Source organism: Burkholderia sp. AU16482 (assembly GCF_002223285.1).
GTDB lineage: Bacteria > Pseudomonadota > Gammaproteobacteria > Burkholderiales > Burkholderiaceae > Burkholderia > Burkholderia semiarida.
Genome location: NZ_NKEY01000003.1, coordinates 1,449,906 through 1,471,340 on the forward strand (window position 1 = coordinate 1,449,906; position 21,435 = coordinate 1,471,340).

Consider the following 21,435-nt stretch of genomic DNA (forward strand, 5'->3'; position numbering starts at 1 on the left):
CCTGCGGCCGTCAGTGAAACGTGAAGCCGCCGTCGACGTTCACGGCCTGGCCCGTCACGTTGTCCATCGTCGCGAAGAACAGCGCGAGCCGGCCCATGTCTTCCGGCGTCTGCGCGCGGCCCTGCGGAATCAGCGTCAACTGGTGCCGCTGCCACGACTCCTCGACCGATTCGCCGTCGGTCTTCCATTCGTCGGACAGCCGGTCCCACATGTAGGTACGGACGATGCCGGGGCAGATCGCGTTGACGGTCACGCCGTCGCGCGCGAGCTCCTTCGCCAGCGCGTTGGTGAAGCCGACGACCGCGAATTTCGATGCGCTGTAATGCGCGAGATTCGGGAAGCCTTCCTTGCCCGCGATCGACGCGACGTTGATAATCCGGCCGCGCCGCTGCGCCTTCAGATGCGCGAGCGCCGCGCGGCAGCCGAGGAACGTGCCCTTTGCGTTCACGTCCATCACGAAATCCCAGTCGCGCTCGGTCAGTTCGGCAACCGGACGGATGCTGATCACGCCCGCGCAGTTCACGAGGATGTCGAGCCCGCCGAGGTCGCCGAGCGCCTGCGCGACCATCGCGTCGACCTGCGCGGCCTGCGTGACGTCGACCTTCGCGATCGCCGCGCGGCCGCCGAGCGCGCGCACCTCGCCGGCGGTCGCGTCGAGCGCGTCGTCGAGCAGGTCGGCCAGCAGGATGTCGGCACCGGCGCCGGCGAGCGTCAGCGCGATGCCGCGGCCGATGCCGCGCGCGCCGCCCGTGACGATGGCGACCTGTCCTTCGAGAGGGGCTGTCATGGCGATGTCTCCTTGATGATCGTGATGGATGTCGAAACGTCTTCGTGAAACCGGTGTATCAGTCGTGCCACGCACCGGCATCGCGCAGCAGTTGCCGTGACGACGCGTAGCGCAGCGTGCGGCCGACGTCGACCGTCAACGGTCCGCCCCAGTCGAGTGCGATCTCGTAGCGATCGCCGCGCGCGACCTCGATCTCGCGCTCGCCGTCGAACGCGAGCGTGCCGCGCTCGAACGGAATCGCGTGCCACGCGCCCGGCTCGAGCCGCTCGCAACTGCGCATCACGACGCGGTCGACGCGCCCCGGCGCGATCGGCGCGACGAGCGGCGTGCCGGCCGTCTTGCCGGCATCCGCGAAGCGCATCGCGAGCCCGTGCGGCGCGCTGCGTTCGAGCGGCGCCCACGCGCCGCCGAGCGCGGACAGGCCGATGCCGTCCGGTTCCGCGAACGTCAGATAGAGGGTGTCGATGTCCTCCGAGCCGGAGATCGCGCGCGCGCCGACGAAGCGCTGCCGCGCGGCGCACACATCGACGAGCGCGATCTCCTCGCGCCCGGGCTGCGCGCCCGCGACGCAGCGCACGACGAGCCGCTTGTTGCGCACGAACGCGACCTCGGCCGGCACGGCGCCGGTCGCGACGAGCCCCGCGGCGACGCCGGCGACGGTCGCCTCGCGATGTTCGGGAAACGCGTTGTTGGTGCCGGTGGACAGCGCGACGAGCGGCGTCGCGCCGCAATGCGCGGCCACCGCGCGATGGGTGCCGTCGCCGCCGAGCACGACGATCAGCGACACTTCCATCCGATGCAGATAGGCGGCGCCGGCCTGCGTGTCGGCGACGCTGTCGGTAATCGGCAGGTCGACGAATTCGACCTGGGGCCAGCGCTCGTGCGGCGCGACCGCGCGATGCGTGTCGATCGCGCGCAGCAGCAGCGTCGCGATGCCCGTGCGGTCGCGCAGCGTCAGCACGCGCTCGACGCCCATCGCGCCGAGGCCGGCCAGCAGGCGCACGATCATGTTCGCCTTCTCCGCGGTCGGGAACACGGATGCATGCGTCGTGAGGCGGCGGATGTCGCGCCCCGATGCGGGGTTCGCGATCACGCCGACGGTAACGGGCGTCGTCACGGGTTTGTCTCCATCCAGTCGGCAGGGCCGGCGTATTGCGCGCGCCGCCCTCGCCTGTTTCGTCCGCTGCCATCGACGGGCGGCGGATCGTCGTCGCCGACGCAATCGCGCCGGCTTGCCCGTCATCTCTGCAAGCGGCGTGCCATCGTGCATGCGATGCCCGCGAAACCCGCGTCCGCGCTGGCGCGGCGGGCATGCGCGGGTTCGCAATGCGCGGTCGTGACGGCGCGGCGCGCGTCGGATTCGCCGGCACGTCTCATGCCGTCGATACGGCGACGCGATCGTCGCGGCGCGCGCGCATGCGCGGCGTTCCGCCCGCAAACCCAGCATTCGCGCGGCGCCGCGCGCGCGACGCCCCGCCTGACGACCGTCGCGCCGCGCGCGGGCGGCCGTCTCAATCGCGCGAGACGCATCGGATACCGGTGAGACGACCGTCTCACGCGCGCCGCGTGCTGCGATGCAGTGTGATCCGCCGGACCGGATGTGCTACAAGAACAGCGACATCCCCGCCGTACCCGGAGCCGACCATGCCCTACGCCGTCCCCCAGGCCCAGCACGCCGACCGCATACTCGGCGCGCTCGCCGGGCGCCTGCCCGCGCCGGCCGATTCCGCGCGCCTCGTGTCTTCGTGGCAGCGATCGCTGGAGCGCTATCGCCTCGACCCCGCTTCGTCGATCGGCCCGCGCGTGCTGACCGCGGCCGAGCTGCGCGAAGTGCGCGACAAGGAAGAGGCCTTCCTGCGCGCGTCGGGCCAGTGCCTGACGCGGCTGCACGACATGATCCGCGTCGCCGACTACTGCGTGATGCTGACCGACGCGCACGGCGTGACGATCGACTACCGGATCGACCGCGAGCGCCGCAACGACTTTCGTCATGCGGGGCTGCACATCGGCTCGTGCTGGTCGGAAAGCGAGGAAGGAACCTGCGGCGTCGCGAGCGTGCTGACCGATCTCGCGCCGATCACCGTGCACAAGACCGATCACTTTCGCGCGGCGTTCACGACGCTCACGTGCAGCGCGGCGCCGATCTTCTCGCCGGGCGGCGAGCTGATCGGCGTGCTCGACGCGTCGGCCGTGCATTCGCCCGACGGCCGCGACAGCCAGCGCCTCGTCTACCAGCTCGTGCGGCAAAGCGCGGCGCTGATCGAGGACGGCTACTTCGTGCACAGCACCGCGCAGCACTGGATATTGTTCGGGCATCCGAACCGTCACTACGTCGAAGCGCAGCCCGAGTGGCTGATCGCGTTCGACGAATGCGGCAACATCGTCGCCGCGAACCGGCACGCGCGCGACGCGCTGCCGGCGCTGCGCGAGCCGCGCCATATCGACGAGATCTTCGATGCGACCGAGATGCCGCTGCGCGACGCCGCGCGGCTCGACGCGATCGTCGCGCTGCGGCTGCGCGCGACCGGCGCCCCGCTCTTCGCGCGGCTGCGCGCGCCGCTACGCCGCGCCGGCCGCGAACCGGGCGCGGCCCGGGCCGCCACGGCATCGCGCCGCCCGGGCACCGCCGCGCCGCGTCACGTCGGCGCGCTGACGCCGTTCCTGCACAGCAGCGATGCGCGCATCGCGCAACAGGCCGAACTCGCGCTGCGCGTCGCGAGCAAGCGGCTACCGATCCTCGTGCTCGGCGAAACCGGCGCGGGCAAGGAAGTGTTCGCCCGCGCGATCCACGACGCCGGCGCGCGGCGCGCGCGGCCGTTCGTCGCCGTGAACTGCGGCGCGCTGCCGGAAGCGCTGATCGAGAGCGAACTGTTCGGCTATGCGGCCGGCGCGTTCACCGGCGCACGCAAGCACGGCGCGCGCGGCAAGATCGCGCTCGCCGACGGCGGCACGCTGTTTCTCGATGAAATCGGCGACATGCCGCTCGCGCTGCAGACGCGCCTGTTGCGCGTGCTGGCCGACGGCGAAGTCGTGCCGCTCGGCAGCGACACGCCGGTGCGCGTCGATCTCGACGTGATCTGCGCGACGCACCGCGATCTCGCGCGGATGGTGGCCGACGGCACGTTCCGCGAAGATCTGTACTACCGGTTGAGCGGCGCGACGTTCGACCTGCCGCCGCTGCGCGAACGCGCGGACGTGCGCGACGTGATCGCCGCCGTGTTCGCCGAGGAGGCGCAGGCGACCGGCCACGTGCTGACGCTCGATGCGACGCTCGCCGAACAGCTCGCGGCCTACCCGTGGCCGGGCAACGTGCGGCAACTGCGCAACGTGCTGCGCTATGCGTGCGCGGTGTGCGACGCCGCGCGCGTGACGCGGCACGACCTGCCGGCCGAGCTCGCCGCGCAACTCGGCGGCACCCCGGCGGGCGTGCTGCCCGACGACGAACGCGGGCGCATCGTCGCCGCGCTCACCGCGCATCGCTGGCGGCCCGACGCGGCCGCCCGCGCGCTCGGCATGTCGCGTGCGACGCTGTACCGGCGCATCGCGAAGCACCGGATCGTCGCGCCGCACCGCGCGTGACACGCGCCGTCATGCGGGCTGCCCGGCCGCTTCGTTCGCGTGGTCTGCCTCGCCGGCCGCTTCGTCGCGCCGCTTGAACACCTCGTGCGCGGCGAACAGCGCGTTGAGCGCGGCCGGCATCCCCGCATACACGGCCATCTGCATGAACACCTCGACGATCTCGTCGCGCGTGCAGCCGACGTTCAGCGCGGCCTCGATATGCACCTTCAGTTGCGGCTGCGCGTTGCCGAGCGCGGCCAGCGCGGCGATCGTCGCGATTTCGCGCGCCTTCAGGTCGAGCTGCGGCCGGCTGTAGATGTCGCCGAAGCTGAATTCGACCAGGAGCCGCGCGAAATCCGGCGCGATCGGCGCAAGCGCCGCGATCACGCGTTCGCCCGCTTCGCCGTCGATTTCCTTGAGCTTGTTCCAGCCGCGCGTGTAGCGATCCTCAACGAGTCGTTCCATCTTGTCCGTCCTGTTCCGATAAAGAGTGAGAAAGATTCGCCCGTCGTTCCGTTTCCCGTTCCTGCGCCTCGTAGTACGCGATCTTGGCGCCGATCGCATCGAGGCTCGCCTGCAGCTCCGCGATATGCGCGCGCACCGCGTCGCGATGCGCGACCAGCAAGTCGCGCCGCGCGCGGAACGTCGACTCGCCCTGCTCGCGCAGCACCGCGAACGCCTGCATCTGCGCGATCGGCATGCCGGTCGCCTTCAGGCGCATCACGAAGGCCAGCCAGTCAAGGTCGGCCGGCGCATAGAGCCGGTGCCCGGCCGCCGTGCGCGAAATCGCGCGCAGCAGGCCGGCCTGCTCGTAATACCGCAACGTGTGCGTCGACACGCCCGTCAGTTCGGCGACTTGCCCGATCGTCAGCGGACCGGCGGCGGAGGGTTGGGATAGGGTTTTCGACATGGCAGGAACAAGGTTAGGAGTTAGAGTTCACTCTAAGTCAAGCATTGTCTGACGGCCAGTGCGGCGTTCGCCCGCGATCCCCCTGCGACACCGTAAAGAATGGTCAAAATCGCCCGCCGCGACCGCTTTCGGCCTTTACAGCACCGCAAGCCTTCAGCAAGATGCGATCAGCCTGTCTCAAAAAGGGCACGCATTTGTCCTATGCTTAACGGCGACGCCCGGCCAGCTCGTGGGCCGCCGTCCGTTGCAACAACCATTCATCCGTCAGAACCAGGGAGCCCTTGCCATGCTGAAAAAGCTGCTGATGCTGTTCGTCGCGCTGTCGCTGTCGCTCGCCGCCGGCCTTGCCGCTGCCGTCGATGTCAACACGGCCGACCAGGCCGCGCTCGAATCCGTGAAGGGTCTCGGGCCCGTGAAGTCGAAGGCGATCATCGACGAACGCACCAAGAACGGCCCGTTCAAGGACGCCGACGATCTCGCGAACCGCGTGAAGGGTCTCGGCACGAAGTCGGTCGGGCATCTCGAGGAAAACGGCCTGACGATCGGCGGCTCGTCGACGCCGCCGAAGGGCGTGAAGCCGTCGAAGCCGGCCGCGACGACGTCGGCGACCCCATCGACCACGACGTCGGCAGGCACCGCATCGACGTCCACGACCGCGACGGCCGGCACGACGACCACGGCCCCCGCGCCGGCGGCGAGCGCACCGGACGCGGCCGCCAAGCCGGCCAAGACCAAGCGCGCATCGAAGAAGGAAAAGGCGGCAGCGGCGGCCGCGGCATCCGCCGACACGGGTGCGAGCGCACCGGCGGCCGCATCGTCCACGAAGGCCGCGAAGGGTTCGAAGAAGAAGAGCAAGAAGGACAAGGCAGCCTCCGCCGCCGCGGCGTCGGGCGCCTGATGTGCGCCGCGCGCGCGACGGCGTGCGCGCGGCATTCGTTCAACGGGCGCCGTCGTCACGGCGCCCTTTTCAGTGAAGGTGAAGAACCATGGGTCTCCTCGACATCGTCGGCGGTCTGATCGGCGGCCAGGCCGGCGGCAACTCGCAAAGCGCGCTGATCACGACCGCGCTCGAATTCATCAACAACCAGCCGGGCGGCCTGAACGGGCTGATCGAGAAGTTCAAGGCCGGCGGCGCCGGCGAGATCATCGGTTCGTGGGTCGGCACCGGCGAAAACCAGCCGATCTCGCCGGATACGCTGCAGAACGTGCTCGGCTCGGACGTCGTCGGCTCGCTCGCGAGCAAGGTCGGCATCGATCCCGCGCAGGCCTCGTCGATCCTCGCGCAGGTGCTGCCGCACGTCGTCAACGGCGCGACGCCGAACGGCGAAGTGCCGGCCAGCGGCCAGGTCGACACGTCGAACGTGCTCGGCACGCTCACGCAGCTCGCCGGCATGTTCGGCGGCAACAAGCAGGGCTGAGCCCGCGCCGCGACCGGGCGGCCCGTTCGGCCGCTCCATAAGCAAACACCCCGCCGAGGCGGGGTGTTCGTTTTTGCGCGCCCGGCGTGAGCCGGGCACGCGGCCGATGGCGGACGATCAGTGAACGACGCGGTCGAACACGAACTGGCCGTCGTTCACGTCGACCGGGATCACGTCCTTCGGACCGAAGCGGCCCGCGAGGATCAGCTTCGCGACCGGGTTCTCGATCTCCTGCTGGATCGCGCGCTTCAGCGGCCGCGCGCCGAACACCGGATCGTAGCCGACCTTCGCGATCTGTTCGAGCGCCGCCGGCGACACGTCGAGCGCCATGTCGAGCTTCGCGAGCCGGTCATGCAGGCGCGCCAGCTGAATCTTCGCGATCGACTCGATGTTGCTGCGGTCGAGCGCGTGGAACACGACGACGTCGTCGATCCGGTTCAGGAACTCGGGGCGGAAATGCTGCTTCACCTCGAGCCACACGGCGTCCTTGATCTCGTCCTGGGGCGAGCCCGTCATGGCCTGGATCACCTGCGAGCCGAGGTTCGACGTCATCACGATGACCGTGTTCTTGAAGTCGACCGTACGCCCCTGCCCGTCCGTCATGCGGCCGTCGTCGAGCACCTGCAGCAGCACGTTGAACACGTCCGGATGCGCCTTCTCGATCTCGTCGAGCAGGATCACGCTGTACGGCTTGCGGCGCACGGCTTCCGTCAGGTAGCCGCCTTCCTCGTAGCCGACGTAGCCCGGCGGCGCGCCGATCAGCCGCGCGACGCTGTGCTTCTCCATGAACTCGCTCATGTCGATGCGGATCAGGTGCTCTTCCGAATCGAACAGGAACGACGCCAGCGCCTTGCACAGCTCGGTCTTGCCGACACCGGTCGGGCCGAGGAACAGGAACGAGCCGTACGGACGGTTCGGATCGGCGAGCCCCGCGCGCGACCGACGGATCGCATCGGCCACCGCGCTGATCGCCTCGTCCTGGCCGACCACGCGCTCGTGCAGCTTTTCCTCGATGTGCAGCAGCTTCTCGCGTTCGCCCTGCATCATCCGCGACACGGGAATGCCCGTCGCACGCGACACGACTTCCGCGATTTCCTCCGCACCGACCTGCGTGCGCAGCAGGCGCGGACGCGTCGGGTTGTGCTGCTCCTGCTCCTCGGCCTGCGTGACCTGCTTCAGTTGCGCCTCGAGTTGCGGCAGCTTGCCGTACTGCAGTTCGGCGACCTTCTCCAGCTTGCCTTCACGCTGCAGCCGCGCGATGTCCGCCCGCACCTTCTCGATCTCTTCCTTGAGCTGCGCGCTGCCCTGCACCGCGGCCTTCTCGGCGGTCCAGATCTCTTCCAGATCCGCATATTCGCGGCCGAGGCGATCGATCTCTTCCTCGATCAGTTGCAGGCGCTTCTGCGACGCTTCGTCCTGCTCCTTCTTCACCGCTTCGCGCTCGATCTTCAGCTGGATCAGACGACGGTCGAGCTTGTCCATCTCTTCCGGCTTCGAATCGATTTCCATCTTGATCTTCGAGGCGGCTTCGTCGATCAGGTCGATTGCCTTGTCGGGCAGGAAGCGGTCGGTGATGTAGCGATGCGACAGCTCGGCCGCGGCGACGATCGCCGGGTCGGTGATGTCGACACCGTGGTGCAGTTCGTACTTCTCCTGCAGCCCGCGCAGGATCGCGATCGTCGCCTCGACGCTCGGCTCGTCGACGAGCACCTTCTGGAAGCGGCGTTCGAGCGCGGCGTCCTTCTCGATGTACTTGCGGTATTCGTCGAGCGTGGTCGCGCCGATGCAGTGCAGTTCGCCGCGCGACAGCGCCGGCTTCAGCATGTTGCCCGCGTCCATCGCGCCTTCGGCCTTGCCCGCGCCGACCATCGTGTGAATTTCGTCGATGAAGACGATCGTCTGGCCTTCGTCCTTCGCGATGTCGTTGAGCACGGCCTTCAGGCGTTCCTCGAACTCGCCGCGATACTTCGCGCCGGCGAGCAGCGCGGCCATGTCGAGCGACAGCACGCGCTTGCCCTTCAGCGTCTCGGGAACCTCGCCGTTGACGATCCGCTGCGCGAGCCCTTCGACGATCGCGGTCTTGCCGACGCCCGGTTCGCCGATCAGCACCGGGTTGTTCTTCGTGCGGCGCTGCAGGATCTGGATCGAGCGGCGAATTTCGTCGTCGCGGCCGATCACCGGGTCGAGCTTGCCCGCGCGGGCGCGCTCGGTCAGGTCGACCGTGTATTTCTTCAGCGCCTCGCGCTGGCTTTCGGCGTCCTGGCTGTGCACCTGCGAGCCACCGCGCACCGCGGCGATCGCGGCTTCGAGCGCCTTGCGCGTGAGACCGTGCTGGCGCGCGAGCTTGCCGGCGTCGCCCTTGTCGTCGGATACGGCGAGCAGGAACATCTCGCTCGCGATGAACGTGTCGTTGAGCTTCTGCGCTTCCTTGTCGGCCTGATTCAGCAGGCCGGCCAACTCACGGCCGATCTGGATGTCGCCGCCCGTGCCCGTTACTTGCGGCAGGCGCGAAATGGCTTCGTTCAGCGCGCCCTGGAGCGCCTGCACGTGCACGCCCGCGCGCGACATCAGCGAGCGGGCCGAGCCGTCGTGCTGCGCGACCAGCGCCGCGAGCACGTGAACGGGTTCGATGTATTGATTGTCGCGGCCTGCCGCGAGGCTTTGCGCGTCCGCGAGTGCTTCCTGGAACTTGGTGGTGAGCTTGTCGATTCTCATTTGGTTGAGACCTCCAATTTTCGATTAACACCAAGATGAGGATGGTTATGCGGCTTTCAAGCGAAATTCGGGTTGATTCAGCGCAAAAATTGCCGGATAGCCTGAAAACGGTCCGGCGGCGTGATGGCGCGAGCGGGCAGCGCGCGGCGCCCCGCGCATCAGGGGGCCTTGGACGACGTCTGTTCAACTGCCGGCGCTTCGTCCGGCGACGGCGCGGCACGCACGAGCGCGACCGGACGAATGCCGAGCAACGCCGCGAGCGGCGATGCGGGCACGGCCAGCTCGCCGAGCGTGTGACGATCGAGCTCCGCGAAGAACGCATCGCGCGCGGCCGCCAGCACGCTTTTCAGCCGGCACTGCGGCTCGATCACGCAGCCGCGCGGCTCGCTGCCGTCGGGCGAAAAGCAGCCGACCAGCGCGAAGTCGTTTTCGGTCGCCCGCACGACCTGGCCGACCGTCAGCCGCAGCGAATCGGCGAACAGCCGCAGCCCGCCGTTGCGGCCGCGCACGGTGTCGACCCAGCCCAGTTCGCCGAGCCGCTGGACGACTTTCATCAGATGGTTCTTCGAGATGCCGTAGGCGTCCGAGATCTCCTGGATCGTCGCGAGCCCCTCACCGCGCACGGCCAGATACAGCATCACGCGCAGCGAATAGTCGGTGTAGTCGGTGAGTCTCATGAGCGAATACAGAAAAGGTCGATCGTGCCCCGCTCGGATGAACCGGGCCGATCGCGAGGCGTGCAGGGCCGATAGACGGTGCCGTGGCGCGGCCCCGGGTTGCCGGGATCGCGTGCGCGCAATAAGATGCGGGATATCTACACGTTTTCCAGGGGTTATTGGACGCTATTTTGCGTCAAAATCCGACCGGCGTCCTGCCCGTCGCCGGCGCCGTCGCGCCGTCACCGCCCCGCTCTACCGGCCCTTTTCGTCATGACTGCCCAACCCGTCTCGCCCGATACCGTACCGGCCCGCCCCCGCGACGCCGAGCCGACCGAAGACAACATCCGCGATCTCGTCTACGCGTTCTACGACCGCGTACGCGCCGATCCGCTGCTGGGGCCCGTATTCGACGCAAAGCTGGCCGGCCGCTGGGACGACCATCTGCCGAAGATGGTGACGTTCTGGTCGAGCCTCGTGCTCGGCACCAAGGGCTATCGCGGCAACGTGCAGCAGGCGCACCAGCCGCTCGACGGGATCGAGCCGGCCCATTTCAGCCGCTGGCTGTCGCTGTTCCTGAACACCGTCGAAGCGCGCTACGCGCCGCCCGCGGCGGTTCGTTTCATGGAGCCCGCGCTGCGGATCGCGCAGAGCCTGCAGTTGAGCCGGTTCGGCTGGGACTACCGGATTCCGCCCGAGCAGCAGGCGCTGCTCGACGCGATCGCGCCGCGCCGCCGCGACGCGGGCGACGATTCGCACGCGTTGCCGTCGCGCGCCCGCGGCGAGCCTTTTCCGACGAAGATCATCGGGCGCGGCGTCGACCCGGACGCGTAACGCCCTTTACACGCGACGACCGCACGCACGCGGCACTTCGCTGCATCGCCCGCGTGCCGCGCTCAGCGCGGCGCGTTGCCCGACTCGACGCCCCAGCGCGCGAGCGCGGCGTCGTCGGTGCTGCGCGCATCGACCCAGCGCTCGCCGTCAGGCGTCGTTTCCTTCTTCCAGAACGGCGCTTCGGTCTTCAGATAATCCATCACGAACTCGCACGACGCGAACGCGTCGCCGCGGTGCGACGCGACCGTCGCGACCATCACGATCTGGTCGAGCGGCAGCAGCCTGCCGACGCGGTGCACGATCGCGACGTCGACACCCGGCCAGCGCCAGCCGGCCTCGGCCGCGATCTTTTCGAGCGCCTTCTCGGTCATTCCGGGATAGTGCTCGAGCTCCATCGCGGCGACCGTATCGCCTTCGTTCAGGTCGCGCACCGTGCCGACGAAGCACGCGAGCGCGCCGATCTTCGGGTTGCGCGCCCGCAATGCCGCCACTTCGGCATTCAGATCGAAATCGTCGGTCTGGACTCGTACCGTTGCCATCGCCTCCCCCCTCAACCGCCCGTGACGGGCGGGAAGAACGCGACCTCGCAGCCTTCGGTGAGCCGCGTGTCGGGGTCGGTCATCTCGTGGTTGCACGCCATGCGCAACGCGCGCCCTTCGGCGAGCGTGTCGGCCCACGCGCCGCCGCGCGCGCGCAGCCACGCGCGCACGTCGCCGACGGTCGTCACGCCGTCCGGCACGTCGGCTTCTTCATCGGCCACGCCCAGTGCTTCGCGCACGCTTGCAAAAAATTTCAGTTGAATCTTCATGGTTCGGGGAGCCGCCGCGTCACGACAGCAGTTCGGAAAACGGAATGAAACGCACGGTCTCGCCTGCGCTGATCGCGTGCTGCGGCGGATTGTCGATCAGGCCGTCGCCCCAGACCGTCGACGTGAGCACGGCCGAGCTCTGGTTCGGGAACAGGTCGAGGCCGCCGGCCGCATTGACGCGCGCGCGCAGGAATTCGTTGCGCCGGTCGCCCTTGCTCTGCGAAAAATCGGCACGCAGCGACAACGCGCGCGGCGCGACGTCGCGCACACCGGACAGGCGCAGCAGGAACGGCCGCACGAACAGCAGGAACGTGACGAAGCTCGAGACCGGGTTGCCGGGCAGCCCGATGAAATGCGCGTCAGCGCGCTCGTCGCCGCGGCGCACCGCGCCGTACGCGAGCGGCTTGCCGGGCTTCATCGCGATCTGCCACAGCGCGAGCCGGCCTTCGGCCTCCACGGCCGGCTTCACGTGATCCTCGTCGCCGACCGACACGCCGCCGCTCGTCAGGATCACGTCGTGATCGCGGGCGGCCTCGCGCAGCGTGTCGCGCGTCGCGGCCAGCGAGTCGGGCACGATGCCGTAATCGGTCACGTGGCAGCCGAGCCGCTCGAGCAGCCCGCGCAACGTGAAGCGGTTCGAGTTGTAGATCGCGCCGGGCTTCAGCGGCTCGCCGGGCATCGTCAGTTCGTCGCCGGTGAAGAACACCGCGACGCGAATCCGCCGCGCGACCGCCAGTTGCGCGCAGCCGACCGACGCGGCGAGACCCAGCGCCTGTGGCGTGAGCCGCGTGCCGGCCGGCAGGATCACCGAACCCTGACGGATGTCCGCGCCCTGCGCGGTGATCCATTCGCCGGCCTTCGGCGTGTGCAGGATCTCGACCGCGTCGCCGTCGGCCGATGCTTGCTCCTGCATCACGACGGCATCGGCGCCCGGCGGCACCGTCGCGCCGGTGAAAATCCGCGCGGCCGTGCCGGCCGCGAGCGGCGCGGCCGGATGCCCGGCCGGAATGCGCTGCGACACCGGCAGGCGCCGGTCGCCGTGCAGCAGGTCGGCGACACGCACCGCATAGCCGTCCATCGCGCTCGTATGCATCGGCGGCACGTCGAGCGGCGAGCTGACGTCGGCCGCCAGCACGCGGCCGAGCGCGTCGAGCGTGGCGACGGTTTCGGCGCCGGGCAGCGGCTTCGCGGCGTCGAGCAGCGCGGCGAGCGCCTCGGCGGTCGACAGCATCGGCGCGCGCGGCGCCGCGGGATTCGGGTTCGACATCGATGGAATCGGGGATCGTTGGAATCAATACGTCATTGTAGCGACGACGCCACGCGGACGCGCGATATGGCGGGCATGCGAAAACTGTGATCGGCGCGAACGCGCGGGTCTGGCACCTGTTTCGCGCGGCGTATGATGCCCGCGCGCCAAACGAAACGGCCGGAACCCCGATCCGTTCGACGAATCGGCATTCCGGCCGTCCCGCGCGACCGGGCCCGCAGGCCCGGCCGTGCGTCATGCGCCCGTATGGGCGGCGATGAAGTCCTTCACCTGCTGCGCGTCGGCCTTCACGACCTCGAAGCGCTGCGGCAGCGCCTCGAGCCCGTCGAAAGCGGCCGGACGCTCGGCTTCGCGATCGAGCGCCTCGCGGATCGTCTCGCCGAACTTGATCGGCTGTGCCGTCTCGAGCACGACCATCGGCACGCCGGCCTCCAGATGCTCGCGCGCGACCTTCACGCCGTCGGCCGTATGCGTATCGATCATCGTGTCGTAGCGCGAGAACACGTCGCGGATCGTCGCGATGCGGTCGGCGTGGCTGCTGCGGCCGGACACGAAGCCGAATTCGGCCACACGCGCGAAATCGCCGCTCGCCGCGAGATCGAAGCCGCCCTTCTCCTCGACGTCGCGGAACAGTTGCATCACGCGCGCCGGATCGCGGCCGAGCAGGTCGAACACGAAGCGCTCGAAGTTCGACGCCTTCGAGATGTCCATGCTCGGGCTGCTCGTGTGATAGGTGTTCTCGGCGCTGCGCACGCGGTACGCGCCGGTACGGAAGAACTCGTCGAGCACGTCGTTCTCGTTGGTCGCGACCACCAGCTTCGCGATCGGCAGCCCCATCATCCGCGCGATGTGGCCCGCGCAGACGTTGCCGAAGTTGCCCGACGGCACCGTGAACGACACGCGCTCGTCGTTGGACTGCGTCGCCGCGAAATACCCCTTGAAGTAGTACACGACCTGCGCGACGACGCGTGCCCAGTTGATCGAGTTGACGGTGCCGATCTTGTGCCGCGCCTTGAACGCGTGATCGTTCGACACGGCCTTCACGATGTCCTGGCAGTCGTCGAACACGCCTTCGACCGCGAGGTTGAAGATGTTCGGATCCTGCAGGCTGAACATCTGCGCCGTCTGGAACGCGCTCATCTTCTTGTGCGGCGACAGCATGAACACGCGCACGCCGGCCTTGCCGCGCATCGCATACTCGGCCGCGCTGCCGGTATCGCCCGACGTCGCGCCGAGGATGTTCAGCGTTTCGCCGTGCTTCGCGAGCGTGTACTCGAACAGGTTGCCGAGCAGCTGCATCGCCATGTCCTTGAACGCGAGCGTCGGGCCGTTCGACAGTTCGAGCAGCGACAGCGCCGCGCCGTTCTCGGTGCCGAGCGCCTTCAGCGGCGTGATGTCGGACGCGTTTTCGCCATGGCGCGTGTTGCTGTACACGGCGGCCGTATACGTGCGGCGCGTGATCGCGCGCAGATCGTCGGCCGGCACGTCGTCGCAGAACTTCGACAGGATCTCGAACGCGAGATCCGCGTACGACAGCGTGCGCCAGCGCGCGAGCTCGTCGGCGGACACCTTCGGATACTCGGCCGGCAGGTAGAGCCCGCCGTCCTTCGCGAGACCGCCGAGCAGGATGTCGGAGAACGTATGGCGCTCGCCGATGCCGGCGCCGCGCGTGGAGATGTAGTTCATGTCGTTCCTGGTCCTCAGTTCAGCGCTTCCATGCGCAGCTTCGTTACCTTCGAGACCACCGTCGCGAGGCTCTCGATCTGCGCGATCGCCGCGTTGACGTTCTTCTCGACCGTCTCGTGCGTGATCAGGATGATGTCGGTCTCGCCGTTCGCGCCGTCGATCTGCTCCGATTCCTTCTGCAGCAGCGCGTCGATCGAGATGCCCGACTCGGCGAGGATACGCGTGATGGCGGCCAGCACGCCGGTCTGGTCGGCGACGCGCAGGCGCAGGTAGTAGCCGCTCGTCACTTCCTCGATCGGCAGGATCGGCGTGTTCGACAGGCTGTCCGGCTGGAACGCGAGGTGCGGCACGCGGTGCTCGGGGTCGGCCGTGTGCAGGCGCGTGACGTCGACGAGATCCGCGACGACGGCCGATGCAGTCGGCTCCGCGCCCGCGCCCTTGCCGTAGTACAGCGTCGTGCCGACCGCATCGCCGTGCACGACGACCGCGTTCATCGCGCCCTCGACGTTCGCGAGCAGGCGCTTTTCCGGGATCAGCGTCGGGTGCACGCGCAGCTCGATGCCGTTTGCGGCGCGGCGCGCGATGCCGAGCAGCTTGATCCGGTAGCCGAGCTCTTCCGCGTAGCGGATGTCGGTCGCGTCGAGCTTGCTGATGCCCTCGACGTACGCGCGGTCGAACTGCACCGGCACGCCGAACGCGATCGCGCTCATGATCGTCGCCTTGTGCGCGGCGTCGACGCCTTCGATGTCGAAGGTCGGATCGGCTTCCGCGTAGCCGAGTTCCTGCGCGGCCTTCAGCGCGGTCGCGAAATCGAGGCCGCGGTCGCGCATTTCCGACAGGATGTAGTTCGTCGTGCCGTTGATGATGCCCGCGATGTACTGGATGCGGTTCGCGGTCAGGCCTTCGCGCAGCGCCTTGATGATCGGAATGCCGCCGGCGACGGCCGCCTCGAACGCGACCATCACGCCCTTCTCGCGCGCGGCTTCGAAGATCTCGGTGCCGTGCACCGCGAGCAGCGCCTTGTTCGCCGTGACGACGTGCTTGCCGTTCGCGATCGCGCGCAGCACGAGCTCGCGCGCGATGCCGGTGCCGCCGATCATCTCGGCGACGATCGCGATCGACGGATCGTCGACGACCGCGTTGAAGTCGTCGGTGATCTGCGCGGCCGCGGCGTCACCGCCGAGCGCGGCCTGCGCCTTGGCCGGGTTGCGCACGGCAATGCGCGCCACCTCGATGCCGCGCCCCGCGCGTCGCTTGATTTCTTCCTGGTTGCGGCGCAGCACCGTGAAGGTGCCGCTGCCGACGGTGCCGAAGCCCAACAGGCCAACTTTGATCGGTTCCATGCTGCGTGTGATCGATGAGTAAGAAGTAGTGAGTTCCGTGTGGCGCTGCCCGCTCAGACCGAATGGCGCTTGCGGTAGCCGTCGAGAAAGCGCGCGATCCGGTTGATCGAATCGGCCAGATCGTCGAGGTTCGGCAGGAAGACCACGCGGAAGTGGTCCGGCGTCGCCCAGTTGAACCCCGTGCCCTGTACCAGCAGCACGCGTTCCTCGAGCAACAGGTCGAGAATGAACTGCTGGTCGTTCTGGATCGGGTAGAGCTTCGGGTCGAGGCGCGGGAACATGTACAGCGCGGCCTGCGGTTTCACGCAGGTCACGCCCGGGATCGACGTCAGCATGTCATACGCGAGTTCGCGCTGCTTGTACAGGCGCCCGTTCGGCACGATCAGCTCGTTGATGCTCTGGTAGCCGCCGAGCGCCGTCTGGATCGCGAACTGGCCGGGCACGTTCGCGCACAGGCGCATCGACGACAGGATGCCGAGCCCTTCCAGGTAATCCTTCGCGCGCCGGCGATTGTCGCCGCCGAGGCCCGACACGGCCATCCAGCCCGCGCGATAGCCGCACGACCGGTAGCTCTTCGACAGGCTGTTGAACGTGACGGTGATCACGTCCTCCGACAGCGCACCCAGCGCGGTGTGCTCGAGACCGTCGTAGACGATCTTGTCGTAAACCTCGTCGGCGAACACGATCAGCCCGTGCTGGCGCGCGATCTCGAGCAGCTCGAGCAGCAATTCGTCGGAATAAAGCGCGCCGGTCGGATTGTTCGGGTTGATCACGACGATCGCCTTCGTGTTCGGCGTGATCTTGCCGCGGATGTCGTCGAGGTCGGGCATCCACGCGTTCTGCTCGTCGCACACGTAGTGCACGGGCGTGCCGCCCGACAGGCTCACGGCCGCCGTCCACAGCGGGTAGTCGGGCGCGGGCAGCAGCACTTCGTCGCCGTCGTTCAGGAGCGCCTGGGTCGCCATCACGATCAGCTCGGACGCGCCGTTGCCGATGTAGATGTCGTCGAGGCCGACGCCGACGACGCCCTTTTCCTGCGTGTAGTGCATCACGGCCTTGCGCGCCGAGAACACGCCCTTCGAATCCGAATAGCCGGACGACGCCGGCAGGTTGCGGATCATGTCCTGGATGATTTCGTCCGGCGCGTCGAAACCGAACGGCGCGAGGTTGCCGATGTTCAGCTTGATGATGCGGTGGCCTTCTTCCTCGAGGCGCTTGGCGTGCTCGAGCACCGGGCCACGGATGTCGTAGCAGACGTTGAGCAGCTTGTTCGACTTCTGAATCGGTTTCACGACGACACGGTTCCTGGGTTGGCCTTGCGGCCGGGGGGACGGGATCAAAACTGGAAAGCGGCCGGTCTGTGCGCGCTGTCTAGGCTGGGAAAAAGCGGCGGCCGGACGCGGCTTGTGGCGACGCACGACGCAAGTGGCGCCCGGGGGCGACCAAAAAGTTATAATTTAGCGGATTTTGGCCGACTTTCGCAATGCACCATAGCCGCGCCGGGCCCGCGCCGTCGGGCGTCCGCGCGTGCCGGAGCGCGCGAAACCGGCCCGCCGGGCCCCACGGCCCTGCCAATCCATTCCCCTACGGAACCGCGGAATACCGATTTGAAACTGCACCAGGACACGAGCGGCGCGCTCAACACCGTCACCGGCTACGGCCCCGATTATGTCGACGTCAATCTCGAACGCCACGAAACGAGCGTCATCGTCCTGCCCGGCGCGCCGGTCCAGGCCTGGCCCGTGGCGTCGTTCGACGCGCTCGCGCCCGAGCATTTCGCGATGCTGCTCGACCCCACGCCCGAACTCGTGATCTTCGGCAGCGGCGCGCGGCTGCGCTTTCCGCACCCGCGGCTCGTCGCGGCGCTCACCGCGAAACGGATCGGCGTCGAGACGATGGATTTCCAGGCCGCCTGCCGCACCTACAACATCCTGATGGCCGAGGGCCGCAAAGTCGCCGCCGCGCTCTTGATTGAACGTTAATCCCCGATGCGGTAAAACACGGGCCGGCGCAGCGGGTCGATCCCCGGATCGCCCCCGGCCAGGCCGCCCGCCCCCGGCGCACCGCGCCGGCGGCCCGTCACAACAACCAACAGGCTGAAAACCCATGAACGATACGCCGTCGAGGCTACCGCTCAATCGCATCACGCTCGTCCTCCTCGTCGTCGCGCTCGCGATCGTCTGGTTCGCGCCGCTCGGGCTGCGCCACCTGATCCCGAGCGACGAAGGCCGCTACGCGGAGATGGCGCGCGAGATGTTCGTCACCGGCGACTGGATCACGCCGCGCTACAACGGCTACAAGTACTTCGAGAAGCCGCCGCTGCAGACCTGGCTGAACGCGCTCACCTTCGCGTGGTTCGGCATCGGCGAATGGCAGGCGCGCCTCTATACCGCCGTCGCGAGCTTCGCCGGCGTGCTGCTCGTCGGCTACACCGGCGCGCGCCTGTTCAACCCGCTGTCGGGCTTGCTCGCGGCCGTCGTGCTGGCCAGCTCGCCGTACTGGAACCTGATGGGCCACTTCAACGCGCTCGACATGGGGCTCGCGTTCTGGATGGCGCTGTCGCTCTGCTCGCTGCTGCTCGCGCAGCGGCCCGGGCTGCGCCCGGCCGCGGTACGCGGCTGGATGTGGGCGTGCTGGGCCGCGATGGCGTTGGCGGTGCTGTCGAAGGGCCTCGTCGGCCTGATCCTGCCGGGCGCCGTGCTCGTGCTGTATACGCTGGTCGCGCGCGACTGGGCGCTGTGGAAGCGCCTGTACCTCGTCAGCGGCCTCGTGATCTTCTTCGCGATCGTCACGCCGTGGTTCGTGCTCGTCCAGCAGCGCAACCCCGAGTTCTTCAACTTCTTCTTCGTCGTCCAGCAGTTCCGCCGGTACCTGACCCCGGAACAGAACCGCCCGGGCCCGCTGTACTACTTCGTGCCCGTGCTGCTGGTCGGCTTCCTGCCGTGGCTGTCGGTCGCGTGGCAGAGCATCCGCCATGCGCTGCGCATGCCGCGCCAGCCGAACGGCTTCTCGCCGATGCTCGTGCTGCTGATCTGGAGCGCGTTCATCTTCCTGTTCTTCAGCGCGTCGCATTCGAAGCTGATCTCGTACGTGCTGCCGGTCGCGCCGGCGCTCGCGCTGATCATCGGCGCGTACCTGCCGCTGATGACGGCCGAGCGCTTCCGCCGCCACCTGCTCGGCTATCTCGTGTTCTTCGTCGCCGCGGCGTTCGGGATCATCTTCCTCGCGTACCAGGGCGACGCCCGCACGCCGAACGCGCTGTACCGCGCGTTCCAGATGTGGCTGTACGCCGGCCTCGCGGTCTCGGCCGCGCTGACGCTCGCGGCCGCGTGGCTGAACCGCCGGGCGGGCGCGGCCGCCGCGCTCGCCGCGTTCGGCGCCGCGTGGCTCGCGTTCGGCACGATCGGCGGCACCGGGCACGACGAGTTCGGCCGCTACAGCTCGGGCGCGCTGCTCGCGCCGGCCGTGCGCGCCGAGCTGGCGAAGCTGCCGCCCGACACGCCGTTCTACTCGATCGAAATGCTCGACCACACGTTCCCGTTCTACGTGGGCCACACGACGATCATGGTCCAGCGCCAGGACGAACTCGCGTTCGGCATCTCGGTCGAGCCGAACAAGTGGATCCCGACCGTCGGCGAATGGATCACGCGCTGGAAGCAGGACACCCATGCGCTCGCGATCATGCCGCCCGGCCAGTACGACGCGCTGGTCAAGGAAGGCGTGCCGATGCGCGTGATCGCGCGCGACAACCGCCGCGTGATCGTCGAGAAACCGCAATCGTAAGGACGTCCCCCGCATGAATCCCGTTTCGTTCGTCTGCATCGTCACCGGCGTGATGCTCAACGCCTGTGCGCAACTTTTGCTGAAAGCCGGCGTCAACGCCGTTGGACACTTCGAATTCAGCCGTGCGAACATCATTCCGGTCGGATTCAAGATCGCGACCCAATTGCCGATCATCGGCGGCCTCGGCTGCTACGTGCTGAGCGTCGTCGTATGGATCGTCGGGCTGTCGCGGGTCGACGTGTCGATCGCGTACCCGATGCTGTCGCTCGGCTACGTCGTCAATGCGTTCGCGGCGTGGTACCTGTTCGGCGAAGTCCTGTCGATGCAGCGGCTCGTCGGCATCGGCATCATCCTGATCGGCGTGCTCGTGCTCGCGCGCAGCTGAGCACGGCGCGCGGCGTTAAGCGTCCGCCTACAAAAAATCACGGTACGAATCGGCCAACCGGTGTTTAATGCCGGTTTCGGACGGATCGCCCGACCCTTTTATTACACGCCATTACAGGCCCAACGCGTTCATGAGCCAGACTACCGCTCCGTTTCTGCCGTTCACCCGCCCCGAGATCGACGAGGAAACCATCCAGGGCGTCGTCGACGTGCTGCGCTCGGGCTGGATCACGACCGGCCCGCAGTGCCAGAAATTCGAAGCCGCGCTGTCGGAGTACTGCGGCGGCCGCCCGGTCCGCGCGTTCAATTCGGGTACCTGCACGCTCGAGATCGGCCTGCGCATCGCGGGCGTCGGCCCCGGCGACGAGGTGATCACGACGCCGGCGTCGTGGGTCTCGACCAGCAACGTGATCATCGAAACGGGCGCGACGCCCGTATTCGCGGACATCGATCCCGTCACGCGCAACATCGATCTCGACAAGCTCGAGCAGGCGATCACGCCGCGCACGAAGGCGATCGTCCCCGTGTTCCTGTCCGGCCTGCCGGTCGACATGGACCGCCTGTACGCGATCGCCCGCGCGCACAAGCTGCGCGTGATCGAGGATGCCGCGCAGGCATTCGGCTCGACGTGGAACGGCAAGCGCATCGGCGCGTTCGGCGACCTCGTGTCGTTCAGCTTCCACGCGAACAAGAACCTGACGACGATCGAAGGCGGCGCGCTCGTGCTGAACGACGAGGACGAAGCCGTGCTCGCGCAGAAGTACCGGCTGCAGGGCATCACGCGCACCGGCTTCGACGGGATGGACTGCGACGTGCTCGGCGGCAAGTACAACCTGACCGACGTCGCCGCGCGCGTCGGCCTCGGCCAGTTGCCGCACCTCGAGCGCTTCACCGCGCAGCGCCGCGCGCTCGCCCGCGCGTATTTCGCCGCGTTCGACGGCGGCGCGGCCGTGAAGCTCGGCCTCGGCCTGCCGGTCGCCGAATTCGAGAACGGCAACTGGCACATGTTCCTCGTCACGCTGCCGCTCGAGCGGCTGACGATCACGCGCGCCGAATTCATGGCGCAGATGAAGGAACGCGGCATCGGCACCGGCATCCACTACCCGGCGATCCATCTTTTCACGCTGTACCGTGCGCGCGGTTTCAAGGAGGGGATGTTCCCCCACGCCGAACGGTACGGCGCGTCGACCGTCACGCTGCCGCTGTTTACGCAGATGACGGAAGGCGACGTGCGTCGCGTGGTCGACGCCGTCAATCAGATTTGCGAACAATACGGAAAATAAGCG

20 protein-coding genes are annotated in these 21,435 nt (G+C 68.2%); 8 read left to right on the top strand and 12 right to left on the bottom strand.

All coding sequences use genetic code 11. The annotated features are described in order from the left end of the window. Positions 1-10: 10 nt before the first annotated feature. Positions 11-787: an SDR family NAD(P)-dependent oxidoreductase gene (locus CFB35_RS09240; protein WP_089464820.1), complete on the bottom strand. Its 777-nt coding sequence runs from the start codon at positions 785-787 to the stop codon at positions 11-13. A 58-nt stretch (positions 788-845) separates the two neighbouring features. Continuing rightward, positions 846-1,904 (bottom strand): ATP-NAD kinase family protein, encoded by a 1,059-nt coding sequence (locus tag CFB35_RS09245; RefSeq protein WP_089464821.1) that lies wholly within the window; start codon positions 1,902-1,904, stop codon positions 846-848. A 527-nt stretch (positions 1,905-2,431) separates the two neighbouring features. Between CFB35_RS09245 and CFB35_RS09255 the strand changes: the two genes are divergently transcribed. Beyond that, on the top strand, positions 2,432-4,366 hold the full coding sequence (locus CFB35_RS09255; RefSeq protein WP_089464823.1) for a sigma-54-dependent Fis family transcriptional regulator: 1,935 nt from the start codon (positions 2,432-2,434) through the stop codon (positions 4,364-4,366). Between the two features lie 9 nt (positions 4,367-4,375). On the opposite strand, the gene CFB35_RS09260 is transcribed toward CFB35_RS09255, so the two are convergent. Together CFB35_RS09260 and CFB35_RS09265 are read right to left on the bottom strand one after the other, a co-directional pair. Next, on the bottom strand, positions 4,376-4,810 hold the full coding sequence (locus CFB35_RS09260) for a carboxymuconolactone decarboxylase family protein (RefSeq protein WP_089464824.1): 435 nt from the start codon (positions 4,808-4,810) through the stop codon (positions 4,376-4,378). Next, positions 4,794-5,255 (bottom strand): MerR family transcriptional regulator, encoded by a 462-nt coding sequence (locus tag CFB35_RS09265; protein WP_059585286.1) that lies wholly within the window; start codon positions 5,253-5,255, stop codon positions 4,794-4,796. The genes CFB35_RS09260 and CFB35_RS09265 overlap by 17 nt, the downstream gene beginning before the upstream one ends. Before the next feature lie 286 nt (positions 5,256-5,541). Between CFB35_RS09265 and CFB35_RS09270 the strand changes: the two genes are divergently transcribed. Further along, positions 5,542-6,153: a helix-hairpin-helix domain-containing protein gene (locus CFB35_RS09270; RefSeq protein WP_089464825.1), complete on the top strand. Its 612-nt coding sequence runs from the start codon at positions 5,542-5,544 to the stop codon at positions 6,151-6,153. 88 nt (positions 6,154-6,241) lie between these two features. Further along, positions 6,242-6,673 (top strand): YidB family protein, encoded by a 432-nt coding sequence (locus CFB35_RS09275; protein WP_059585284.1) that lies wholly within the window; start codon positions 6,242-6,244, stop codon positions 6,671-6,673. A 117-nt stretch (positions 6,674-6,790) separates the two neighbouring features. Here the strand turns inward: CFB35_RS09275 and clpB are convergent, their stop codons facing one another. Both clpB and CFB35_RS09285 read right to left on the bottom strand, forming a co-directional pair. Next, complete coding sequence (clpB, locus tag CFB35_RS09280) at positions 6,791-9,388, bottom strand: ATP-dependent chaperone ClpB (RefSeq protein ID WP_089464826.1); 2,598 nt, start codon at positions 9,386-9,388, stop codon at positions 6,791-6,793. Positions 9,389-9,546: 158 nt separating this feature from the next. Then, positions 9,547-10,065, bottom strand: a complete 519-nt coding sequence (locus tag CFB35_RS09285; protein WP_089464827.1) for an Rrf2 family transcriptional regulator — start codon at positions 10,063-10,065, stop codon at positions 9,547-9,549. Positions 10,066-10,317: 252 nt separating this feature from the next. Here CFB35_RS09285 and CFB35_RS09290 point away from each other — a divergent pair, with 252 nt between their 5' ends. Then, positions 10,318-10,878, top strand: coding sequence for a group III truncated hemoglobin (locus CFB35_RS09290; protein ID WP_059585281.1), 561 nt, complete (start codon positions 10,318-10,320; stop codon positions 10,876-10,878). A 62-nt stretch (positions 10,879-10,940) separates the two neighbouring features. Here the strand turns inward: CFB35_RS09290 and CFB35_RS09295 are convergent, their stop codons facing one another. The 6 genes from CFB35_RS09295 to CFB35_RS09320 all read right to left on the bottom strand — a co-directional run bounded on the left by CFB35_RS09295 (position 10,941) and on the right by CFB35_RS09320 (position 17,274). Next, positions 10,941-11,417, bottom strand: a complete 477-nt coding sequence (locus CFB35_RS09295; RefSeq protein WP_089464828.1) for a molybdenum cofactor biosynthesis protein MoaE — start codon at positions 11,415-11,417, stop codon at positions 10,941-10,943. Between the two features lie 11 nt (positions 11,418-11,428). Then, positions 11,429-11,686 carry a molybdopterin converting factor subunit 1 gene (gene moaD / locus CFB35_RS09300; RefSeq protein WP_059585279.1) on the bottom strand — a complete coding sequence of 86 codons (258 nt, stop codon included), beginning with the start codon at positions 11,684-11,686 and terminating at the stop codon, positions 11,429-11,431. 19 nt (positions 11,687-11,705) lie between these two features. Next, positions 11,706-12,953: a gephyrin-like molybdotransferase Glp gene (gene glp / locus CFB35_RS09305; protein WP_059585278.1), complete on the bottom strand. Its 1,248-nt coding sequence runs from the start codon at positions 12,951-12,953 to the stop codon at positions 11,706-11,708. A gap of 234 nt (positions 12,954-13,187) precedes the next feature. After that, positions 13,188-14,639 (bottom strand): threonine synthase, encoded by a 1,452-nt coding sequence (gene thrC, locus CFB35_RS09310; protein WP_059645654.1) that lies wholly within the window; start codon positions 14,637-14,639, stop codon positions 13,188-13,190. Between the two features lie 14 nt (positions 14,640-14,653). Continuing rightward, positions 14,654-15,982, bottom strand: a complete 1,329-nt coding sequence (locus CFB35_RS09315; RefSeq protein ID WP_059585276.1) for a homoserine dehydrogenase — start codon at positions 15,980-15,982, stop codon at positions 14,654-14,656. A gap of 53 nt (positions 15,983-16,035) precedes the next feature. After that, positions 16,036-17,274, bottom strand: coding sequence for a pyridoxal phosphate-dependent aminotransferase (locus tag CFB35_RS09320; RefSeq protein ID WP_059585275.1), 1,239 nt, complete (start codon positions 17,272-17,274; stop codon positions 16,036-16,038). A gap of 315 nt (positions 17,275-17,589) precedes the next feature. On the opposite strand from CFB35_RS09320, the gene CFB35_RS09325 reads away from it, so the two are divergent. The 4 genes from CFB35_RS09325 to CFB35_RS09340 all read left to right on the top strand — a co-directional run bounded on the left by CFB35_RS09325 (position 17,590) and on the right by CFB35_RS09340 (position 21,432). Further along, entirely contained in the window at positions 17,590-17,964 is a 375-nt protein-coding gene (locus CFB35_RS09325) for an Mth938-like domain-containing protein (RefSeq protein WP_059645648.1), read from the top strand. Between the two features lie 124 nt (positions 17,965-18,088). Continuing rightward, the gene (locus CFB35_RS09330; protein WP_089464829.1) at positions 18,089-19,765 is read left to right on the top strand and encodes a glycosyltransferase family 39 protein; all 1,677 of its coding nucleotides are present in this window, start codon (positions 18,089-18,091) and stop codon (positions 19,763-19,765) included. A 13-nt stretch (positions 19,766-19,778) separates the two neighbouring features. Continuing rightward, positions 19,779-20,150 (top strand): EamA family transporter, encoded by a 372-nt coding sequence (locus CFB35_RS09335; protein ID WP_059585272.1) that lies wholly within the window; start codon positions 19,779-19,781, stop codon positions 20,148-20,150. 130 nt (positions 20,151-20,280) lie between these two features. Then, positions 20,281-21,432, top strand: a complete 1,152-nt coding sequence (locus tag CFB35_RS09340; RefSeq protein WP_059585271.1) for a DegT/DnrJ/EryC1/StrS aminotransferase family protein — start codon at positions 20,281-20,283, stop codon at positions 21,430-21,432. The last annotated feature ends 3 nt before the right edge of the window (positions 21,433-21,435 follow it).